15 protein-coding genes are annotated in these 19,495 nt (G+C 59.3%); 8 read left to right on the forward strand and 7 right to left on the reverse strand.

The window, feature by feature from the left end; all coding sequences use genetic code 11:
• Positions 1–17: 17 nt before the first annotated feature.
• Genes sufU through sufC form a run of 5 tightly spaced genes read right to left on the reverse strand, consistent with a single transcriptional unit; the run spans position 18 to position 5,263 of the window.
• On the reverse strand, positions 18–452 hold the full coding sequence (gene sufU, locus DW645_RS05565; protein ID WP_117563904.1) for a Fe-S cluster assembly sulfur transfer protein SufU: 435 nt from the start codon (positions 450–452) through the stop codon (positions 18–20).
• Entirely contained in the window at positions 445–1,770 is a 1,326-nt protein-coding gene (locus DW645_RS05570) for an aminotransferase class V-fold PLP-dependent enzyme (RefSeq protein ID WP_199574618.1), read from the reverse strand. The genes sufU and DW645_RS05570 overlap by 8 nt, the downstream gene beginning before the upstream one ends.
• Positions 1,767–3,038 (reverse strand): SufD family Fe-S cluster assembly protein, encoded by a 1,272-nt coding sequence (locus tag DW645_RS05575; protein WP_118226730.1) that lies wholly within the window; start codon positions 3,036–3,038, stop codon positions 1,767–1,769. Before DW645_RS05575 ends, DW645_RS05570 begins: the two co-directional genes overlap by 4 nt.
• A complete protein-coding gene (sufB, locus tag DW645_RS05580) occupies positions 3,038–4,450 on the reverse strand; it encodes a Fe-S cluster assembly protein SufB (RefSeq protein ID WP_118226732.1) in 1,413 nt (470 codons plus the stop codon). Before sufB ends, DW645_RS05575 begins: the two co-directional genes overlap by 1 nt.
• A gap of 12 nt (positions 4,451–4,462) precedes the next feature.
• On the reverse strand, positions 4,463–5,263 hold the full coding sequence (gene sufC / locus DW645_RS05585) for a Fe-S cluster assembly ATPase SufC (protein ID WP_006235561.1): 801 nt from the start codon (positions 5,261–5,263) through the stop codon (positions 4,463–4,465).
• A gap of 224 nt (positions 5,264–5,487) precedes the next feature.
• Here sufC and DW645_RS05590 point away from each other — a divergent pair, with 224 nt between their 5' ends.
• The 3 genes from DW645_RS05590 (at position 5,488) to DW645_RS05600 (ending at position 9,834) form a co-directional block, all read left to right on the forward strand.
• Positions 5,488–5,919: an Rrf2 family transcriptional regulator gene (locus DW645_RS05590; RefSeq protein ID WP_055310594.1), complete on the forward strand. Its 432-nt coding sequence runs from the start codon at positions 5,488–5,490 to the stop codon at positions 5,917–5,919.
• A gap of 139 nt (positions 5,920–6,058) precedes the next feature.
• Positions 6,059–7,834, forward strand: a complete 1,776-nt coding sequence (locus tag DW645_RS05595; RefSeq protein ID WP_118226734.1) for a hypothetical protein — start codon at positions 6,059–6,061, stop codon at positions 7,832–7,834.
• Between the two features lie 212 nt (positions 7,835–8,046).
• Positions 8,047–9,834, forward strand: coding sequence for an AAA family ATPase (locus tag DW645_RS05600; protein ID WP_255413345.1), 1,788 nt, complete (start codon positions 8,047–8,049; stop codon positions 9,832–9,834).
• A gap of 20 nt (positions 9,835–9,854) precedes the next feature.
• On the opposite strand, the gene DW645_RS05605 is transcribed toward DW645_RS05600, so the two are convergent.
• Both DW645_RS05605 and DW645_RS05610 read right to left on the reverse strand, forming a co-directional pair.
• Positions 9,855–10,874, reverse strand: a complete 1,020-nt coding sequence (locus tag DW645_RS05605; protein ID WP_118065024.1) for a glycosyltransferase — start codon at positions 10,872–10,874, stop codon at positions 9,855–9,857.
• Positions 10,875–11,059: 185 nt separating this feature from the next.
• Positions 11,060–12,175: an acyltransferase gene (locus DW645_RS05610; protein ID WP_118226738.1), complete on the reverse strand. Its 1,116-nt coding sequence runs from the start codon at positions 12,173–12,175 to the stop codon at positions 11,060–11,062.
• Between the two features lie 112 nt (positions 12,176–12,287).
• On the opposite strand from DW645_RS05610, the gene DW645_RS05615 reads away from it, so the two are divergent.
• From DW645_RS05615 to DW645_RS05635, 5 genes are all read left to right on the forward strand, one after another.
• Positions 12,288–13,391 carry a glycosyltransferase gene (locus tag DW645_RS05615; RefSeq protein WP_118226739.1) on the forward strand — a complete coding sequence of 368 codons (1,104 nt, stop codon included), beginning with the start codon at positions 12,288–12,290 and terminating at the stop codon, positions 13,389–13,391.
• A 6-nt stretch (positions 13,392–13,397) separates the two neighbouring features.
• A complete protein-coding gene (locus DW645_RS05620) occupies positions 13,398–14,438 on the forward strand; it encodes a glycosyltransferase family 2 protein (RefSeq protein ID WP_118226741.1) in 1,041 nt (346 codons plus the stop codon).
• Positions 14,439–14,512: 74 nt separating this feature from the next.
• Positions 14,513–15,631: a glycosyltransferase family 2 protein gene (locus tag DW645_RS05625; RefSeq protein WP_158568689.1), complete on the forward strand. Its 1,119-nt coding sequence runs from the start codon at positions 14,513–14,515 to the stop codon at positions 15,629–15,631.
• A gap of 12 nt (positions 15,632–15,643) precedes the next feature.
• The gene (locus DW645_RS05630; RefSeq protein ID WP_118226745.1) at positions 15,644–16,711 is read left to right on the forward strand and encodes a glycosyltransferase family 2 protein; all 1,068 of its coding nucleotides are present in this window, start codon (positions 15,644–15,646) and stop codon (positions 16,709–16,711) included.
• On the forward strand, positions 16,712–19,198 hold the full coding sequence (locus DW645_RS05635) for a glycosyltransferase family 2 protein (RefSeq protein ID WP_118226747.1): 2,487 nt from the start codon (positions 16,712–16,714) through the stop codon (positions 19,196–19,198).
• The last annotated feature ends 297 nt before the right edge of the window (positions 19,199–19,495 follow it).

Genomic DNA, 19,495 nt, shown 5'->3' on the forward strand with positions numbered 1-19,495 from the left:
AAGATTTGGGACAAATACTACTGATTATTTTGTCCCGTGAGCATGCCGTCGAGGGTGCGCCAGGCGAGCTCGGCGCACTTGACGCGGGCGGGCATGTGCGAGATGTCCTGGAGCTGGGCGGCTTCGTCCAGGTCTTCCAGGTCCTCCTCGGAGAGCTTCTCGCCGCGGATCATGGCGAGGAAGAGCTCTGCCAGGTGGCGAGCTTCCTCGACGGTCTCGCCGGTGATGAGGTCGGCCATGATGTCGGCACTGGCCTGGCTGATGGCGCAGCCGTGACCGGTAAAGGAGGCCTCCTCGATCACGTTGTTCTCGACACGCAGCTGCAAGGTGAGCTCGTCTCCGCAGCTAGGGTTGATGCCGTCGTGCTCGTGCGTGGGAGCATCCATCTCGTACTTATAGTCGGGGTGCGAGTTGTGCTCCATAAATGTGGTGGAGGTGTACAGATTACCCATTGAACGTGCTCCAAACGTGATGCAGGCCGGCGATGAACTTGTCGATGTCGGCCTTGTCGTTGTAGAAGGCTACGCTGGCGCGGCAGCAGGCAAGGTTCTCGACGCCCAGCCAGGTGAGCAGCGGCTGCGCGCAGTGGTGACCGGCGCGGATGCAGACGCCGTCCATGTCCATGATGCTCGCGACATCGTGCGGGTGGATGCCCTTGACATTAAAGCTCACGACGCCGTGGTGGTTATCCCAATAGATTGAGCCGATGATCTGGACAAAGTCGAGCTGCATGAGCTCGCCCATCAGGTAGTGGACGAGTGCCTGCTCGCGTGCCTGGATGTTTTCGTAGCCCACCGTGTTGACGAGGTAGTCGAGGGCGGCGCCTGTGGCGAAGATGCCGGCGGCGTCCTGCGTGCCGGCCTCGAACTTCTCGGGGACGGGAGCCCAGACGGCGTCCTGCTCAGTAACCGAGTCGATCATCTCACCGCCGGTAAGCATGGGCGGCATGGCGTTGAGCAGATCCATCTTGCCCCACAGCACGCCGATGCCCATGGGGCCCATGGCCTTGTGCGCGCTAAAGGCAAAGAAGTCGGCGCCCAGATCGGCCACATTGACTGGCATGTGCGGCAGCGACTGTGCGCCGTCGACGACCAGATAGCCGCCGTACTTGTGCACGAGCTTGCCGAGGTTCTTGACCGGATTCTCGACGCCCAGGACGTTAGAGACCTGACCCACGGCCAGGATCTTGGTCTTGGGGCCCACCTTGGCCAGAACCTCCTCGGTCGTGAGCTGGCCGGTCTTGGTGGGGTAGAGGTAGACGAGCTTGGCACCGGTCTCGCGGCAGACCTGCTGCCACGGAATCAGGTTGGAGTGGTGCTCCATGATGGTGATGACGACCTCGTCGCCCGGTTCGAGCACTGTGGGCGCAAAGCTCTTGGCGACCAGGTTGAGCGACTCGCTCGTGTTGCGGGTGAAGACGATCTCGTTGGCGTTGGGGGCGCCGATGAGATCGGCGATCTGTTGGCGGACCTTCGCGATGGCGTCGGTGGCCTCGACGGACAGCGAGTACAGGCCGCGCAGAGGGTTGGCGTTCATGCGCTGGTAGAAGTCGCGTTCGGCGTCGAGCACACAGGCAGGGCGCTGCGCGGTGGCGGCGCTATCGAGGAAGGCGATCTCGGGGTGCTGCTGGAACAGCGGGAACTGGCCCTTGTAGGGGTTGGTCTCGATATCTACGGTGGGCCAGCCGCGCGAAGCCTCGTCGCTGGCGTCGAGCTCCATGGGCTCGGGGGCGGTGCAGGTGTCGCATTTAACGTGCTCGGTGTCGATCATGCGAGCTCCTCTTCAAAGTTGTCGATCAGGTTGTTGCCCAGGCGGACGACGGCGGCGCGGGTGCGCTCGTCGGTGGCGGAAAGCGCGGCGTCCTCCAGCTTGGCGCGGATGAACAGGTCCTCGGCGGCGTTTTGGTCAAGGCCGCGGCAGGCGAGGTAGAACAGCTGCTCGTCGCGGACGTGACCGATGGTGGCGCCGTGGTTGCCGGCGACGTCGTCCTCGTCGCAGAGGATGACGGGAACGGTCTTGTTGTCGACGCCCTTGTTGGCCAAAAGCACCGTCTCGCGCTCGGTGCCGGTTGCACCCTTGCAGCCGTGCACGAGGTCGATGGTGCCGCGGTAGACCTTCTTGGACGTGCCGGTCAGCACGCCGTTGGCGTCGATTTCGCACTCGGTCTTGCGACCGCGGTGGCGCAGCTCGTAGTTAAAGTCGCGTACCTGCTCGCGGGCGCCCAGGTAGTCAGTATCGATGGTGACCTTGGCGGTATCGCCCAGCAGGTCGCCGGCAAGGCCGGTGGCGCTGGCGCCGGCACCCAGGACGGTGTGTTGCACGTTGACGCGCGCGCCCTCGTCTAGGAACAGGCCGGTGTCGTCGAGTGCGATCCAGCTGTCGTCGAGTGTCTGCGTGCAGGTCACGTTGACGGTGGCGTACTCGTGGGCGCACACACGCAGCACGGAGCCCACGACGCCCTCGCCGGCAACGGGGGAGTCCAGGGCTAGGGCGAGGTCGAGCGTTGCCTGCGGGCGGGCGACGACGTCGATGGCGGCAATCGCAGCCGCTGCGTCGATGCCACTCACGCGCACGGTAACGGCGGCGTGCTGGTAGGCGGGAACATCGATGACGATGCGCTTGGTGGCGTGCTCGGTCAGATACGCATAGGCAGCCTCGCCCATGCCGGTCTCGAAGGCCTCGGCAGGGGAGAGCTCCTCCTCGAGCTTGATGGCGCCGGCCTGGTAGACAGAGGTGGCGGGCACGTCGAGCTCGGTCTCGGGCGTGATGCGGGCGCGGTCGGCGGCATCACCGGGGGCAGCGGTACGGCGCTCGGGGAAGCGCTCGGCCATGGCTTCCATGGCGTCGTCGAAGGCGTCGGCCGAGCCGGCAAGCTGCTCGTCCAAGCCCTCGACCTCAACGGCCTCGGCGGGAGCGGCGGCAAGTTCGTTCGAAAGCTCGAGCTTGGTCTGGTTCATCTTGAGCCAGCCCCAGGTTGCTGCGGGCATCGCGTTGACCTGCTCGAGCGTGGTGGCAGCGGTGTTGGTTTCCTGTTTCATTATCCGATCGCTCCTTCCATCTCGAGCTTGATTAGGTTGTTCATCTCGACGGCGTACTCCAGCGGCAGCTCCTTGGAGACCGGGTTGGCAAAGCCGTTGACGATCATGGTGCGGGCCTCTTCCTCCGAGATGCCGCGGCTCATCAGGTAGAACACCTTGTCGTCGCCGATGCGGCCGATGGTGGCCTCGTGGCCGATGTCGACGTTCTTGGCGCGGATGTCCATGGCGGGGATGGTGTCGGAGCGGCTCTGGTCGTCGAGCATGAGCGACTGGCAGCTCACGGTTGCCTTGGAACCCTCGGCCTTGGGCGTGGCCACGATGGAGCTGCGGAAGGTCTGAATGCCGCCGCTCTTGGAGATGCCCTTGGTCTCGACGGTTGCCGAGGTCTCGGGGGCGTTGAGCACGACCTTACAGCCGGTATCGAGGTTCTGCCCGGCGCCGGCAAAGGTGATGCCGGTAAAGCTCGACCGGGCGCGGCGGCCGTTGAGCACACTCATGGGGTAGAGGTAGCCCACGTGGCTGCCGAAGGAGCCACTGATCCACTCTATGTCGCCATCCTCGTCCACGCGCGCACGCTTGGTGTTGAGGTTGTACATGTTTTTGGACCAGTTCTCGATGGTCGAGTAGCGCAGGTGCGCACGCTTGCCCACAAAGAGCTCGACGGCGCCGGCGTGGAGGTTGGCAACGTTGTACTTGGGCGCGGAGCAACCCTCGATGAAGTGCAGGTCGGCGTCGTCCTCGACGATGATGAGCGTGTGCTCAAACTGGCCGGCGCCCTTGGCGTTAAGGCGGAAGTAGCTCTGCAGCGGGAAGTCCAACTTGGTGCCCTTGGGCACGTAGACAAACGAGCCGCCCGACCATACGGCGCCGTGCAGGGCCGCAAACTTGTGGTCGGTGGGCGGGATGAGCGTCATAAACTTCTCGTGGATGAGCGGCTCCCACTGCGGGTCGTGCAGGGCCTCCTCGATGCCGGAATAGACGATACCCATCTTGGACGCGGTGTCCTGCATGTTGTGGTAGACCAGCTCGGAGTCGTACTGCGCGCCGACGCCCGCCAGGTAGCTGCGCTCGGCCTCGGGGATGCCCAGGCGCTCAAAGGTGTTCTTGATGTCGTCGGGCACCGACTCCCAGTCGTGCTTTTGGTCGGTGTTGGGCTTGACGTAGGTGACGATGTTGTCCATGTCCAGGCCCTCGATGGAGGGGCCCCACGTCGGGTCGGGAAAACGATTGAAGATCTCGAGGGACTTTAAGCGCAGATCGAACATCCACTGTGGCTCGTCCTTCTTGGCGCTGATCTCGCGCACGATGTCGGGCGTGATGCCGGCGTCGAGGCGCTCGAATCCCTCCTCGCCGTAGGTGAAGTCGTAGAGGCTGCGGTCGATGTCCGCGACCTCGGTGCGGTTCTTGGTCATTGCGTCGCCCCTTTACGCCTGCTGCTCGGCAGCGGCGGCCTCGGCCTGGGCGCGCTGCTCGGCGGCCTCGCGCTCGAAGGTCTCAAAGCCGTTCTTGTCGATCCAGGGGATCAGCGAGGCATCGTCCTCGCGCACGATGTGGCCCTTGACCATAACGTGGACGCGGTCGACATCCAGGTGCTCCAGGATGCGCGTGTTGTGCGTGATGATGAGCATGGAGCCGTCGCAGCTCTTGCGGTAGGCGTCCATACCGTGGCTGACGGTGGACAGGGCGTCGACGTCCAGGCCGGAGTCGGTCTCGTCCAAGATGGCGAGCTTGGGCTGCAGCAGCAGAAGCTGGAGCATCTCGACCTTCTTTTTCTCGCCGCCCGAGAAGCCCACGCCCAGCTCACGGTTGAGGTAGGCGGTATCCATGTTAAGCTCGGCCGCGAGCTCCTTGACGCGACGACGGAATTCCTTGCCCTTCATCTCCAGGCCGGGGCGGCCGGCGATACTGGCGCGCAAAAAGCTCGACAGTGGCACGCCGGGGATCTCGACAGGGGCCTGGAAGCTCAGGAACAGGCCGGCGCGCGAGCGCTTGTCGGTGGTGAGCTCGGTGATGTCCTGGCCGTCAAAGACGATGCGGCCGTCGTTGACCGTGTAGACGGGGTCGCCCATGACCAGGTGGCCGAGGGTAGACTTGCCGGCGCCGTTGGGGCCCATCAGCACGTGGGTCTCGCCGGCGGCGACGTTGAGGTTGACATTGTGGAGGATGGTCTTCTCGTCCACGGAGGCGGTGAGACCTTCGATGGAAAGCAGCGGATTTGCGCTCATGCTGTCCCTCTCTGTATATGGTGTACTCATAGGTGTACTAAACCCTAGGAATCTTCTCGGAATAAAGTTACTATGGGTTCGGCGTTAGTCAAGGGAAAACCCGACTAATCCACTCGACTTTTCAAATTCTGGGACAAAATAACCTGTTGTGTTTGTCCCACTTACTTAAGATTTGGGACAAACAAACCTGGTTATGTTGTCCCAGATGCGATGGGAGGGTAGGTATGCTCATTTCTTCCAAGGGCCGCTATGCCCTCCGACTGATGATCTATATCGCGGCGCTTGGTGACGCCGAGGGCAAGATTGCCCTTCGCGAGGTCGCCGACCGCGAGCATATCTCGCAAAAGTATTTGGAGCAGCTGGTTCGTCCGCTTATGAAGGCGGGCCTGCTTAAGAGTGTGCGCGGCAAGGGCGGCGGCTACATGATGGCCAAGGACCCGGCCGAGGTGCGTGCCGGCGACATCCTGCGTGCCGTTGAGGGCAGCACGGCCCCGGTGGCGTGCGATGGCATCGACAACAGCTGCACCCGCAGCGACCTTTGCTCGACCGTCAAGTTCTGGCGTGGTCTGGACGACGTGATCGAAAAGTACGTCGACGGCGTGACGTTGGCCGACCTAGCAGCCGTCCCCGAGATCAATTTCGATATTAAGCTGTAGGTTGAGCGCAATTCCTTAAGATTTCGCGGAGGGTTGTTGCCGTTTACCGAGGGGTTGTTGTGCAACAACGGGCGAGCTGCAATACTTATTTTTATCTTTGCAAACTGCACTTTAACTACACCAATGCAGGGAGGATCTTATGCAGCCCAAGCATTCTGCGATTGTCGCGGGCCTGACGCTGGCGCTTTCGTTTGGCGCCGTTTCCGCGCCGGCACCCGCCGCTGCCGAGGAGCCCACGCCGGGCGTTGCCTCGGATGCGACCGATATCGATAAGGGTCTCTATACCCAGCAGTCCTTTTCGGGCGTGCTGAGGTCGGTCCAGGGCGTTTCGTTTGTTAACGTGACCACCGAGATGAAGTACTTTACCAAGTACGAAAGCCATGGCAACTATAACCAGGGCTTTTCGTACGGTGACGGTTATAACGCGCTGGGTTATTACCAGTTCGACCGTCGTTGGTCGCTCATTCCGTTTATGAAGCAGGCCTACAACTACAACCCCGAAAAATACAGCATGCTCAAGGATGCGATTGATCGCGGCAGCGAGATTTCCAACATGAGCAATGCCATGTACGAGAACGGCCAGCTCACCGAGTTGGGCCGTATTGCGCAGGAGGCCTTCCAGGGCGCTTATAACATCGATCCTGTTGAGTTCTCAGCTCTTCAAGATGCCTATGCGTACAACTCGTACTATGCGGTGACCGAGGCGTGGCTCAAGAGTGGCCTGGGCATTGATATTTCGGGCCGTGCCGATTGCGTTAAGGGCATGGTGTGGAGCATCACCAACATGTGCGGCACCGGTGGCTGCAGGGACTTCTTCCGTTGGGCGAATCTCTCCAACGATATGTCCGACCGCGAGTTTGTGACGGCGCTTTCCAACAGTGTGGTCAATAACGTGGCGACCAAGTATTCGAGCCAGCCCCAGTATCATGAGGGCTGGAAGAACCGCTACCGCAATGAGCTGAAGGACTGCTTGGTTTATATCGCCGAGGACGAGGCCGCTGCGACGCCCGTGCAGCCCGAACCTACGCCGGCGCCCTCGCCGACGCCTGATTCGAATGACGACTCGAGCGACGATGCCAACGATGACAGGATGGATGCGCCCTCGACCGGTGCTGACGGTGATGGCTCTGCTGGTGGCACTACCAACAACGGCTCTACCTCGAACGGCTCCGATTCAAACGGCTCTGCTGCGGGCGATTCGTCTTCAAGCTCTGCCGGCAATACGGACAGCGACGCTTCTGGTTCGACCGGCGCTGGCACCTCTAACTCATCCACCGGCTCGAGCGATTCGTCCGTTGGCACCGGCTCTAACAACGGCTCCGGCTCTGACGCAACCCCTGGTTCCGATGCTTCCAAGGATGACTCGAATAAGGCGCCGGACGTCCCCGTTGCTTCGCCGGACAAGAAGCCTTCTTTCTCCGAGCAGCTTGGTTCTACGCTGGGCTCTTCGCTGATGGCTGGCGTCAATAATGGCTCGACCCAGAACAAGGACAACTCTGATCAGGTTTCCACGGAAAAGACCGAGGCCGCAAAGGGCGACTCCAAGGGCAAGGCTTCCGAAAAGGCTGAATCCGATAAGGGTCCTAGCTCTGATGAGAAGGGCGACAAGTCCGGTCAGAAGAAGGACGAGAGCAAGACCGAGGGCGAAAAGAAACAGCCCGAAGACGACGACAAGCGCGGTGCTGACAACCAGGTCCAAGAGCAAAATGACTCCAAGACGGTGACCACTACAACCACGACGACTACAACGACCAAGTCATCTGGCGGTAACATGCCCAAGACGGGCGACCTTATCGTTATGGCGAGCCTTGCCAGTGCAAGCTTGGCCACACTGGGCGCTACGTCTATCGTAAGTGGTAAGCATAAGCTCGATCAGCAGAAGAAAGCTTCTGGGGAGGACGGCTTGGAGGAGTAATCTTCCAGATCGTTTTCTATAAGAGTTTGGGACGGGGTCCGGTGCGGCGGCATCGGGCCCCTTTTTTGTTGTGCAACGATTTGTTATGCCCCCTCGGGGGTCTGTTGCTACCGTTGCCCGAAACGTTTGCATGTCGATATTATTGCGCTCTACCCGCTCGCTACAATGGGCATCGTGCTGCGTTAGAAGGAGAGTTTACGGTGTCTGAACAGGTGAATTGTGGTTTTACTCATGCGTTTGGTGCACGTTTGCTCAATCATGCGGATAGCGCAGCTCTACCGGTTGATGCACACGACTTTTCCGATGCAATCAATCGGTGTTTACTCGTCGATAAGACTATGTTTATTGCCGATATATTGGACAGTGAAGCACCTGTTGCGTTTTGCTGTCGGCCCAAGGGTTTTGGCAAGAGCATGAATTTATCGATGCTCAAGTGCTATTTGGAACGACCTGATCACCGGCTGCCGGATCGAAGCCTGTTCGCTGGTACCCAGATTTGGCAGGCGGGCGGCGGTCGCTATCGTGATGAGTACGCGAGTTATCCGGTCATCATGCTCGACTTTACAGCTGCCGCTGCGAGGCGCGACGCCGATGCTGCGGCGGCTATTCGCAGCGCTGTCGCGAACGAGTGCGCCCGATTGCTGCCGCTGCTTGCCGCACCTGATCTGTCAAGACGTGAGGTCCGTCTTATCGAGAGGGCGGCGCGTGGGGTGGCCAGCGATAAGGAGATCGATGCGGCGCTTGGCGTGCTTATCAAGCTGCTCCAGGCAGCTTTCGATGAGCAGGTTGTTCTTCTGATAGACGACTACGACGCGGTATGTCCAAAGCGTTTGGACGCTAAGGACGACGGTAGCGTGGATTCCCTAGAGTCGCTCAGCCGAATGTTGTCCGACACCATTGCCGATGCCGGCGACTCGTTGCGATTGACGTGTCTGATGTGCGAACGCCCCGGTCATGCCGAGTTTGCGTTGTCCCAACGTGGGGTTTCCTATCGGTCGGCGACAGCGTTGTCGAGTTGGTGTGATCGATGGTTCGGTTTTTCGGACGACGAAGTCCAAGTGCTGTTGGATTGCATCGGTCGCAACGGCTGTCTGGATGACGCGCGTGAGTGGCTCGAGGGCTATCTGTTTGGTGGTTTTTATTGCTCGAGCCCGGAGCGCGTGGTGGACTACGCACATCGCGATTGCGTCGCGCCCGTTCGGGCGGATCTGTATTGTTACGCCGACCGTCTGGGCGCATGCGTCGGCGACTGGAATCTCATTCGCCTGTCCACATTGTTCGATTTGGTTGAGCCGCATGGGTTTATTGAGGCGCCAGTGCATATGCATGCCGAGGAGGTCGATGCCGCCAAGTCCGAAGATATCTGGACTGCGCTGTATCTGTCTGGATTCCTTACGACGGATATGACGGGGCATTCGGAGGACGGCGCGTGCCTTCGTTCCCTGCGTCTGCCTAATAACGAAGTGCGTCAGGCGCTCCGTCTTGTAATTCTGGAATGGTTTGAGTGCGCCGTTGAGGACGTTGGAGTTATCGACTCGTTCCATGACGGGCTGTGTCGAGGAGACGAGGACACTGTAAAGCAAGCTTTGAGCTGTGCTATCGGCGATCTGGGCATCGATGTGGGCCAATCAGATATGCCGACAGCCTATCATCTGGCGCTTCAGGGGCTCTGCTTTGGACTGCCCGGCTATTGCAATCCCAGCTCCAAGCGAAGTGGCGTCTCGGATCGCTGGGATATCCAGGTGATTCCCACCGGTCGGGTGTTTGACGTGGCCGACACGCTCGGCATGCTCGATGAGCGACCGCTCATTACGGTCAACATGTTGTACGACCCTGGCGTCGATGCCCTGGGCCTGGAACTGTTGGCGGTTCAGGCGCTGCTCGACATAGAGCGCGACGGCATCGATGATATCCGCGTGCCGCGCCCCGCCGTCGGGCGCATGCGTTGGGGCTTTGGCTTTGACGGTCAGCGTGTGTCCGTGGTGTGTCAACGACTGTAGCGGCGGGCGAAAGCCCTTTACTATTCGGCGTCCTTCAGGGGCGGCATGGGCTTCCAGTTGGGATCCTTAACGATCTTGCGGGCGTCCTTCATGCCGCGGCGCAGCGCCGGAATGCCGGTCTTAAAGCATTTGTCGACTGCTGCCAGACGAATGAACTCCTTGCAGAAGGTCGCGGCATTGCCCAGACGGAACAGCATGGGGTGGTAGTCACCGTAGATCTGCATATAGCGAGCGAGGAAGCCTCGGTTGCGCATGATGTAGTAGCGGTTGGTGTCGCTCGTGGAGTTGAGCTGTCGTTTGCCGGCGATATCCCAGTTGGAGACGGCGCGGGCGCGCTTGAGCACCACGTCGGCAACCACGGCGGCGGGGAAGTGCTGGCTGGCCACGTAGCCGTAGCAGGCATCGTCGCCGTAGATAAAGAAGCGCGCGTCGGGCAGGCCAATCTTGTCGACCACGCGGCGCGAGAACATGCCGCCCTCAAAGCACAGTTGGTTCATGGTGCGGTGGCCCTCGGGCCCCAAGTCCCACTTGGCGATGGGGTTAGGGATGCCGAGCGAAAGGATGAGCTGGTACTGCCAAAAGAAAGCGCCGCCGTCAAAGTCCAGGCGCGAACCCTGGATGACATCGTAGCGGTCGGTCCACTTGGCAAGACGCTCGATGCCTTCGGGGATGACGAGCACGTCGTCGTCCATCACCCAGAACCACTGGGCCCCCAGATCGTAGGCGCATTTAGTGCCAGCGGAGAAGCCGCCCGCACCGCCGCCGTTTTCGAGCTGCGGGGCGTAGATGACACGGTCGGTGCCGCCCTGCGCGTCGGGCTGCTCGGTGTCGATGCCCCACAGGCTGGCCAGGCGCTCGTTGAATGCGGTGCACATGGCCTCGGTCTCGCGCGAATTCTCGTTATCGACAATCACGATGCGCCAGGGCGTTGCCGTGAGCTCGGTCATGGAGTCGAACAGGTTGGCCAGGAGTTCCTGGCGCTTGTACGTAACGACAACGATGGCGAGCTTATCGATGGGAGCGGGAAGGGTTGAAGGCATGGGGCAATATATCCTTTCACGCGCGGCGGGCGAGCGCTGCGCGGAAGCTATCGAATACGTCCTTGGGACTGTTCTATTGTAAAGGCTCACCGCACCTTGTCGGCAAGCTTTGAATAAAACGCAGGAACCTGCCACGGGTGTAGCGGCTTTGGCGTCTGACGGCAGCGTGTCTATTGCCGCTTGAGCTAGCGAGCGATAAGGCTTCTAGCTGCATCGATGATGAGAAGCGCCAGAGCAAAGACGATGCTAATGACGGTACCCGTGACGATACATATAGCTGCCGGGCTGTTTTGGCTGACCAGTATGTTTGCGAGCAGGGTGTTGAAGACGGGACGCCACAGGCTACTGGTGAGCGACTGCATCACATAGAAACCGAGCGTGGCGGTCGATAAGGTGACGATGACACCTGCATTCCGCGGATTGCCTAAGGCCCTGCGTCGGGTAGCCGCAAAGAGCAGGGAGGCTGCAGCGAGGGCAAACGAGATCAACGAGGTCGATTTGTAGGAGAGGGCTGCCATCGCCGTGAGGTTGCCGGTGAAGGAGAGTGCTCCTTCCAGGATGGTGGCGAGCGCCAAAATCGCAGCGAGCGACCGCATGCCCAAGGCGCCTGCCCTGTCCGAATCCATGACATCGGTAACGTCGCGGAGCAGACCGCCGATCAAAAACGCGATTACGTACGTGGCAGCGCTCATGAGCTTCTGGAGCCAAGAAAACTCGCCGGCGCTTGTCGTACTCATGGCGGCTATATACCCGTTAACAACAAATGCGAGGATGCCAACGGCGATGACCGTCGTCGTGTAGCTCTTCTGGGAGAGTCGACTCTTAGCCAGTCCAAACCATGGCGCCATGAAGACCGTGGCGGCATAGACCCAGATAAACTCAAGGCCTAGCGTGTACCAGTAGTGCGTGCTGAGGGTAACATCGGGAATGGGGGAGACGACCGTGGACCACGAGAGCGCCACGACACAATAAAACGCAGCGGGCATAACAACCTTGCCTAGGCGCTGCGCCGTCCGTTGCATTTGCGACTTCCACGTTGCCCCACCGTCCCAAGCACGCGCGGCTGAGGCGATGAGAAAATAGCCCGAGATCATAAAGAAGACCTCGTTGGCCCAGCAGCCCAGCAGGTTAATAAAACCGAGCACGCCGGAATGGGGGAAGGCGGCAAGCGGCGCGTATTCCGGCAAGCCGACGCAGGTCGCTTGGAAGGTCCACTGAAAGGTGTGAAACACCGCGATACCGGCGACTGCGACCAAGCGCAAGGCCTCGATGGATATGTTGCGTGCGGCTTTGGGCTGCATGACGTCCTTTCGTATCAGTTTGCCTCTGCGAGCTCCATAGATTATATAAACGCCCGCTGGCGCGCTGACCCTTTGATACCATGAAACGACAGGTATTTCCTAAGGAGCACATTTGTCTACTAACGTCTCTGGCAGCCCTGTTCTGTCGCTGCTTATTCCCATTTACAATGTTCAGCGCTACCTGCGCGAGTGTCTCGATTCCGCCCTGGCACAGACGCTCAAGGATATTGAGATCATCTGCATTAACGACGGGTCGACCGACAACTCGCCGGCGATTATCCGCGAGTATATGGAGCGCGATGGGCGCGTCAAGATGGTCGACAAGGCCAACAGCGGCTACGGCGACTCGATGAACCACGGTCTGGAGATGGCGCGTGGCAAGTACGTTGGCATCTTGGAGTCCGATGACTTTATGGCGCCCGACGCACTCGAAATGCTTGTCTCGGCCGCCGATAGCAATAATGCCGACTTTGCGAAGGCGAACTTTGATTTCTACTGGTCTAAGCCCGAGGAGCGCCGTTCGCTGCACGAGATGTTTAAAGCCAAGGACTGTGGCAAGCCGGTGCACCCGAGCGATACGACGCAGTTCTTTAAGCAAAAGCCGTCGATTTGGTCGGCCGTGTACCGTCGCGATTTTCTTGAGCGCAACGGCATTACGTTCCTGCCGACTCCGGGGGCATCCTTTCAGGACACGTCATTCGCCTTTAAGGTGATCGCGTGCGCTGATAAGGCTGTTTACCTGCATGATGCCGTGTTGTCGTATCGCCAGGACAACGAGAATTCCTCGGTCAATTCTTCGGCTAAGGTCTTTTGCGTCAATACCGAGTATGCCGAGATTGAGCGTTGGATTCGAGAGGATTATGCCCGCGACCACGCAAGCGGCGATGTCGCGCGCATGCTCAAGTTTAATCAGGTCATTAAGTACGATTCGTACATGTGGAACTACGTGCGCCTGGCGCCTAAGTTCTATAAGGAGTTCCTGGTGCGGATGGCCAAGGAGTTCCAAGCCGCCCTGGATGCAGGTGAGTTTTCACTGGACGACCTTAAGCCGTGGAAGCGTGCGAATCTCGCTGCAATCCTCAAAGATCCCGAGGGCTGGGTGGATGAGCATCCGAGCTTTGCGACGGACGGCGCTCTGGGACGTGCCAAATACTACGCATCGGTTGGAGGCCCCGGCGTGGTCGCCGCCTTCCTCATCGAATCGCTGAGGGGGTAGGTCGGCATGGGAGAGGCCTCGTGTCCTAAAGCTACCATTGTCGTCCCCGTTTACAACTCTGCGCGTTCCATTCAGCGATGCCTCGATTCGCTGTTGGCCCAGTCCGAGCGCTCGATTCAGGTTGTCTGCGTCAACGACGGTTCGACTGATGATTCGTTGAACGCGTTGCGCCAGATCGCGCAGGCCGACGATCGCGTACTGGTGATTGACCAAGAAAACGCGGGCGTCTCTTGTGCTCGAAATGCCGGTATCGATGTCGCCGAGGGCGAGACCGTCTTTTTTGTGGACGCCGACGATTACATGGATGCCCAGACGGTCGAGCGCGTGTTGCATGCCATGGAGTCTGCGGATGCCGAGGCCGCCGTTTTTGGCGGCGTCTGTGAACCTGCCGATGCTGCCCCCAAACGCGTCCAGCAACTCATGAGCCCCAAAGCTGGTACCTTCGGCGCCCGCGATCCCCAACTGCTGTTCCATTCGAATGCGCAGCCCTATGCCTGCCGTGCGGCTTTTTCGCGTGAGCTGCTCAATCGCGAAGGCATTCGCTTCGCCCCCGGTTTGGCTTTGGGCGAGGACGTCGTCTTTCAATTTGCGGCTTATGCGCTTGCCCGCAAGACCGTCGTCATGCCGGACAAGTTCTACCACTACGTGATGGAGAGCGAATCGGCGACGCATGAGTTCAACAGTGCCGAGGCTCGCGTCAAAAAGCTTGACGCCCACATGAGGATGCTCGAGGAGGTCTTGGAGGGCTGGGCGGCCTACGGTCTTTTGGACCTGTGCCCCGGCGAGCTGATAACTTGGTTTTTGGACCTCATTGTGTTCGACCTGGTGCGCTTGGATGCTGATGGCTTCCATCGCGTGGCGGCTCGCGTCAACATGGACCTCACGACGTTTTTGGGAACGGAGTGGGCGGATATGCCTGCTAAGGGCGCCGTTCGCCGTGTTGCCCACAAGCTCGTTGCGGCGACCGCGGGCGTTTCGATGGCAGACGCAACGCTGTTCTATCTTTCGACTCGCGGTCTCAAAGCCTGCCTGGAGCGCTTTATCTAATTCCAAGCGCTGCCGCCCGCCGCAACTCGGCTGCTAAAATAACCCTGTTATACGCTATTCAACAGGAGGTTCTCTTGCAGAACTCTGATACCCCTAAAGTTTCGCTGCTTGTCCCCATTTGCAATGTCGAGCACTATCTGCGCGAGTGCCTCGATTCCGCCGTGGCGCAGACGCTCAAGGACATCGAGATCATCTGTATCAACGACGGCTCCACCGATAGCTCGCCAGATATCATCCGCGAGTACATGGAGCGCGACCCCCGTGTAAAGATGATCGACAAAGCCAACAGCGGCTACGGCGACTCGATGAACCGCGGCCTGGAGATGGCGCGCGGCGAGTACGTGGGTATCCTTGAGTCCGATGACTTTATGTTTGAGGATTCGCTCCAAAAGCTGGTCGCCAAGGCCGATGCTGAACATGCCGATGTGGTAAAGGGCGACTTTTACCTGTATTGGTCCACGCCAAGCGAGCGCCGTGAGCTGTTTGGGATCATCGACGAGTATATGACGGGCGCCGCGTATCGCCCCGTCGATCGCCCGGGCATCTTCTACCGCAAACCTTCCATTTGGTCGGCTATCTATCGGCGCGAGTTCCTCAACGACAATCAGATTCGGTTCCTTCCCACGCCGGGCGCCTCGTATCAGGACGCAGGCTTTAACTTTAAGGTTTGGGCTTGCGCCGAGCGTGCCGCTTTTATCGCGGACCCCATTTTGTTCTATCGCCAAGATAACGAGAAGAGCTCCGTTAATTCTCCTAACAAGGTGTTTTGCGTGTGCGACGAATATGCCGAGATGCAGCGCTTTTTGGATGAACGCCCCGAGCTTAAGGCTCAGCTTCAGGGTATTTTAATGCGCATGAAGGTCGATACGTACCGTTGGAATGATGAGCGCCTGGTCGATGAGTTGCGCGAGCAGTTTTGGGAGAAGGCCTCTCCCGAGCTCAAGTCCGATTGGGATGCCGGTCGCTTTGACCTGTCGCTGTTCGATCCGCGTGGCGAGACCGACTTGCGCCTGATGATCAAGTCGCCCCGCGCCTATATCGATTCGCGCTTTGGCTTTAAAAAGCCGGGCAAGATCAATACGTTTAAGCACTACTTTAAGATTGGCGGGCTGCCGCTGGTCTGGCGCGTGCTGACGTATCAGCGCACCTACGGTGATAATCCGCACCCCGATGACGTTCCGGTCGCACAGTAGGAGCACTTGACTATGGCTACCCCCAAGATTTCCGTTGTCGTTCCCATCTATAACGTGGAGGAGTGCCTGGCCTGGTGCCTGGACTCCCTGCTTGCGCAGGACATGCCCGATTGGGAAGGCGTGCTGGTCAACGACGGCTCGCCGGACGGCTCGCGCGATATTGCGGCTACCTATTGCGAAAAGGACGCGCGCTTTACGCTGGTCGATAAGGAGAACGGTGGCCTGTCGAGTGCGCGTAATGCAGGTATCGCCGCGTCCACGGCTCCTATCGTCGCGTTTTTGGATTCCGACGATCGCTTTACGCCCGATGCATGCCGCGTGATCGTCGATGCCTTTGAGCGCGAGGGCTGCGACGTTTTGACCTTTGGCGCGAATCCGTATCCGCTGGAGGCGGGGTATCCGTGGCTTAACTATGTGCTGAGCCCGCGCGATGTGTCGTTTGAAGGCTATAGCTCCGACCTGCTGTTTAAGGAAGCGTCTCGCCCCTTTGCATGGCGCACTGCCTGCAAGCGCGATTTTTTGCTGGAAAACGGGATTCTGTTCGACGAAACCGTTAAGTATGGCGAGGACCAGGTCTTCGATTTTGCCGTGTACGGTCGTTCGCGCAAGACCGCGCTTATCTCGAACAAGCTGTATGACTACCGTGTCGCGCGCAAGGGTTCGCTCATGGACACCATGCGCTACGACGACGAGACACGTCTGCTGGAGCACGTGAAGATTTACTCCGCGGTGCTGGCTGACTGGCAGCGCGACGGTCTCGATGCTCAGCATGCCAATGACCTGGCGTACTTCCTCTGCGACCTGGTGCTGTACGATGCGCTCAGGTTGCTGGGTTCGGACTGCGGCAAGGTGTTTGCTGCCGTTGCCACGGCACTTGCCGGTTCTGCCGTGGGCAGCGATGCTGCGCTCGCACAATGCGCTCCTTCTGTTGCTGCTATGGTGCGTGCGGCGCTTACCAGCAAGGCCCCCAATGCCCGTGGGTGCAAAAAGCTCATGTTCGATTACGACGTCTTGAGGTTTGGGCGCCTGGGTGCCTGCAAACGCATGGCAGCGAACGCCCTGGGAAAGCGAGAATTGTAGATGAGTATCAAGCGTTTGGCACTTTGCCGCAGTCAGGGCCGTCTGTTTGTGCTGCTTCGTTTTGCCGGTCAGGATGTCGCCGCGCTTATTGAGCGGGAGGGTTCTCAAGCGTTTGCCCATGCGACGACGAGCGGTTCTTGTGTGCTGTCGCTGGTGCTCCCGGTCGATCATGGCCGTGTGCTGGCGCTTTGCCCTTCCGTTTTCGATTACGAGCGCGAGCTCGCCGTCTTGGTGCTTCCGTTTTTGGACGGCTCGTCGATGGATGTCGTTTTTGCATCCGGTGGCCAAAGGTTGGGCTCCATTCGCCTCGATAGCCGCGTGGCCAAGCTGGAATCCAAGATTAACTACAAAGCAAAGCCTGCGCTGTGTGCGCTTATCCGCGATGCGCAGCGTGGCGAACACTGCGGCCTCTACGAGATCGATGCCATTCGCTATTTGCCGGCAGACGCCGGCGCGGCGTGGCGCTATGAGGTTACCTGGGCTGGAGACCCTCAGTGCGCACCTGAGCTCCAGATTTTCGATACGCATATGAATGCCATCGATGTCACCGTGCATGTGTTTGAATCGCAGATCGATGTGCCACAGCAGAACGGATGCCGCGTCAATAAAACGTATTTGAGCGTTGAGATGCCCCAGGATATACGTGATTTTGTCGCGATTGCAATCGACCCCGCGGGGCAGATCCAGAGCGGTTTTTGCGCCATGGATGGTCGCCTGTACAACGGCATGGTCGATGACAGTTGGAACCGCATGAAGGACGCGCGTGCGGACGACGCAGCTTATCGACGTTGGTTTGAGCAACATCGCGCAAAGCCGGGCGATTTGGCGTGCCAACGTGTCGCTTCGGCGGCCTTTGCCTATAGACCGCTCGTGAGCATTGTGGTGCCGTGCTATAAAACTGATCGGGTCTACCTGCGCGAGCTGCTGGACTCGGTGCTAGCTCAGAGCTATGGCAACTGGGAATTGCTGCTTATGGACGCCTCGCCCGAATGGGATGCGGTGGCCAATCTTGCGGCTGCCGCCAATGACGAGCGGGTTTGTCGTATTGAGCTGCCTGGCAACGGCGGCATTGTGCTCAACACCAACGCTGGTATTCAGCAGGCGACTGGAGACTACATCGCGTTCTTGGACCATGACGACATTCTGGAACCGGACGCGTTATTCCAGTATGTTTCCGCGCTGAATAAGGCGGCCGAGGGCGAGCGCCCCCAGGTCCTGTTCTGCGACGAGGACGTGTTTCAGAAAACGGGGGAGTGGGGTCAGCCGGTCTTTAAGACCAAGCTCAACGCCGATCTGCTCTATAGTCATAACTGTGTGACGCATTTCCTGATGGTGGAGAAGGCGCTCATCGATTACATTGGCACGTCCCCAGAAGATGTTGCGGGTGCCCAGGACTACGACCTTACGCTTCGCTGCCTTGCGGCGGGCGCGCGGTTTGAGCATGTTGCGCACGTGCTGTATCACTGGCGCGTTCATCCGGGATCGACCGCCGATGGTTCTGCCGATAGCAAGCCGTATGCTATTGAAGCCGGGCGCCTTGCGCTTCAGCGCCACTTTAACGCACTGGGCATTTGCGGAACGGTCGAGGAGACCGAGACGCCGTTTGTCTACCGCATGCGCTATGCGCTGCCGGAGCCTGCGCCGCTGGTGAGCATCGTGATTCCCACCAAGGATCACGTTGAGACGCTCGATGCCTGTGTGGCGTCGATCGCTCAGAAGGCCACGTATACCAACTACGAGATCGTCTTGGTGGAGAACAACAGCGAAGCCCCGGAGACGTTTGCGTATTACGAAACCCTGCCGGAGCGCGTGGCTGCAGCATCCGAAGGTAAGGGCGCCGCGCGCGTTGTGTACTGGCCGGGCGAGTTCAATTACTCTCAGATCGTCAATTTTGGTGTGGAGCACGCCAGGGGCGACTACCTGTTGCTGCTCAACAACGATACCGAGGTCATAAGCTCCGATTTTATCGAAGAGATGATGGGGTATCTGCAGCGTCCCGATGCGGGCGTGGTGGGCGCCAAGCTCTATTTTGCCGACCATCTGGTGCAGCACGCTGGCATTTTGGTCGGTGTGCGCGGCGCACTTGCCCATGCCAACCAAGACTTCTCGGCAAAGCGCGAGGGCTATCTTGCTCGTGCTGTGCGCCCGGGCAACTTTAGCGCCGTGACGGGTGCCTGTCAGATGGTGCGACGCGACGTATTTGAGCAGGTCGGAGGCTACAACGAGGAATTCGCCGTTGGCTTTAACGACGCAGACTTTTGCCTGCGCGTATGGGAGGCGGGCTACCGCACCATCTATACGCCCTATGCCGAGCTGTATCACTACGAGTTCACCTCGCGCGGCAGGGAAGAGGCCAACGAGGAAAAGTTGCGCCGCTGGAAGCGCGAACAGGCACTGTTCATGCAACGCTGGCCTGAGTTCTTCTTGACGGGCGATTCATGGTTGGGGCCGAACTTGTCCTCCGACAGTGAGTACTTCTCGTTTTAGTGCGAAGTAATGCCAAGTTCCGGCAAAGTATCCTCAAGAGCTGCAAGGGCGGTGGGGTTCAAGTACTCCTCGTTCAAGCAGCTCTTGTCATATCGAAAACGTGCCTCAAGATTTTTACAGGTGGTTGTATTAAATCGGTTCGCTCATGCGCTCAGTTTGCCTTAGAAGCTATTTGGCGTAACGGTTGGGGTTCGGCGACTCATATTTAAATTGCAGTCACAAAGACACCTTTTATCGATTTCCCGGGTTGATTTCCGATCTCAGCCGAACACATTGAGCAAATAGGCCGTTCCCGCA

The organism is Collinsella sp. AM23-17 (assembly GCF_003470945.1).
Taxonomy (GTDB): Bacteria; Actinomycetota; Coriobacteriia; order Coriobacteriales; family Coriobacteriaceae; genus Collinsella; species Collinsella aerofaciens_O.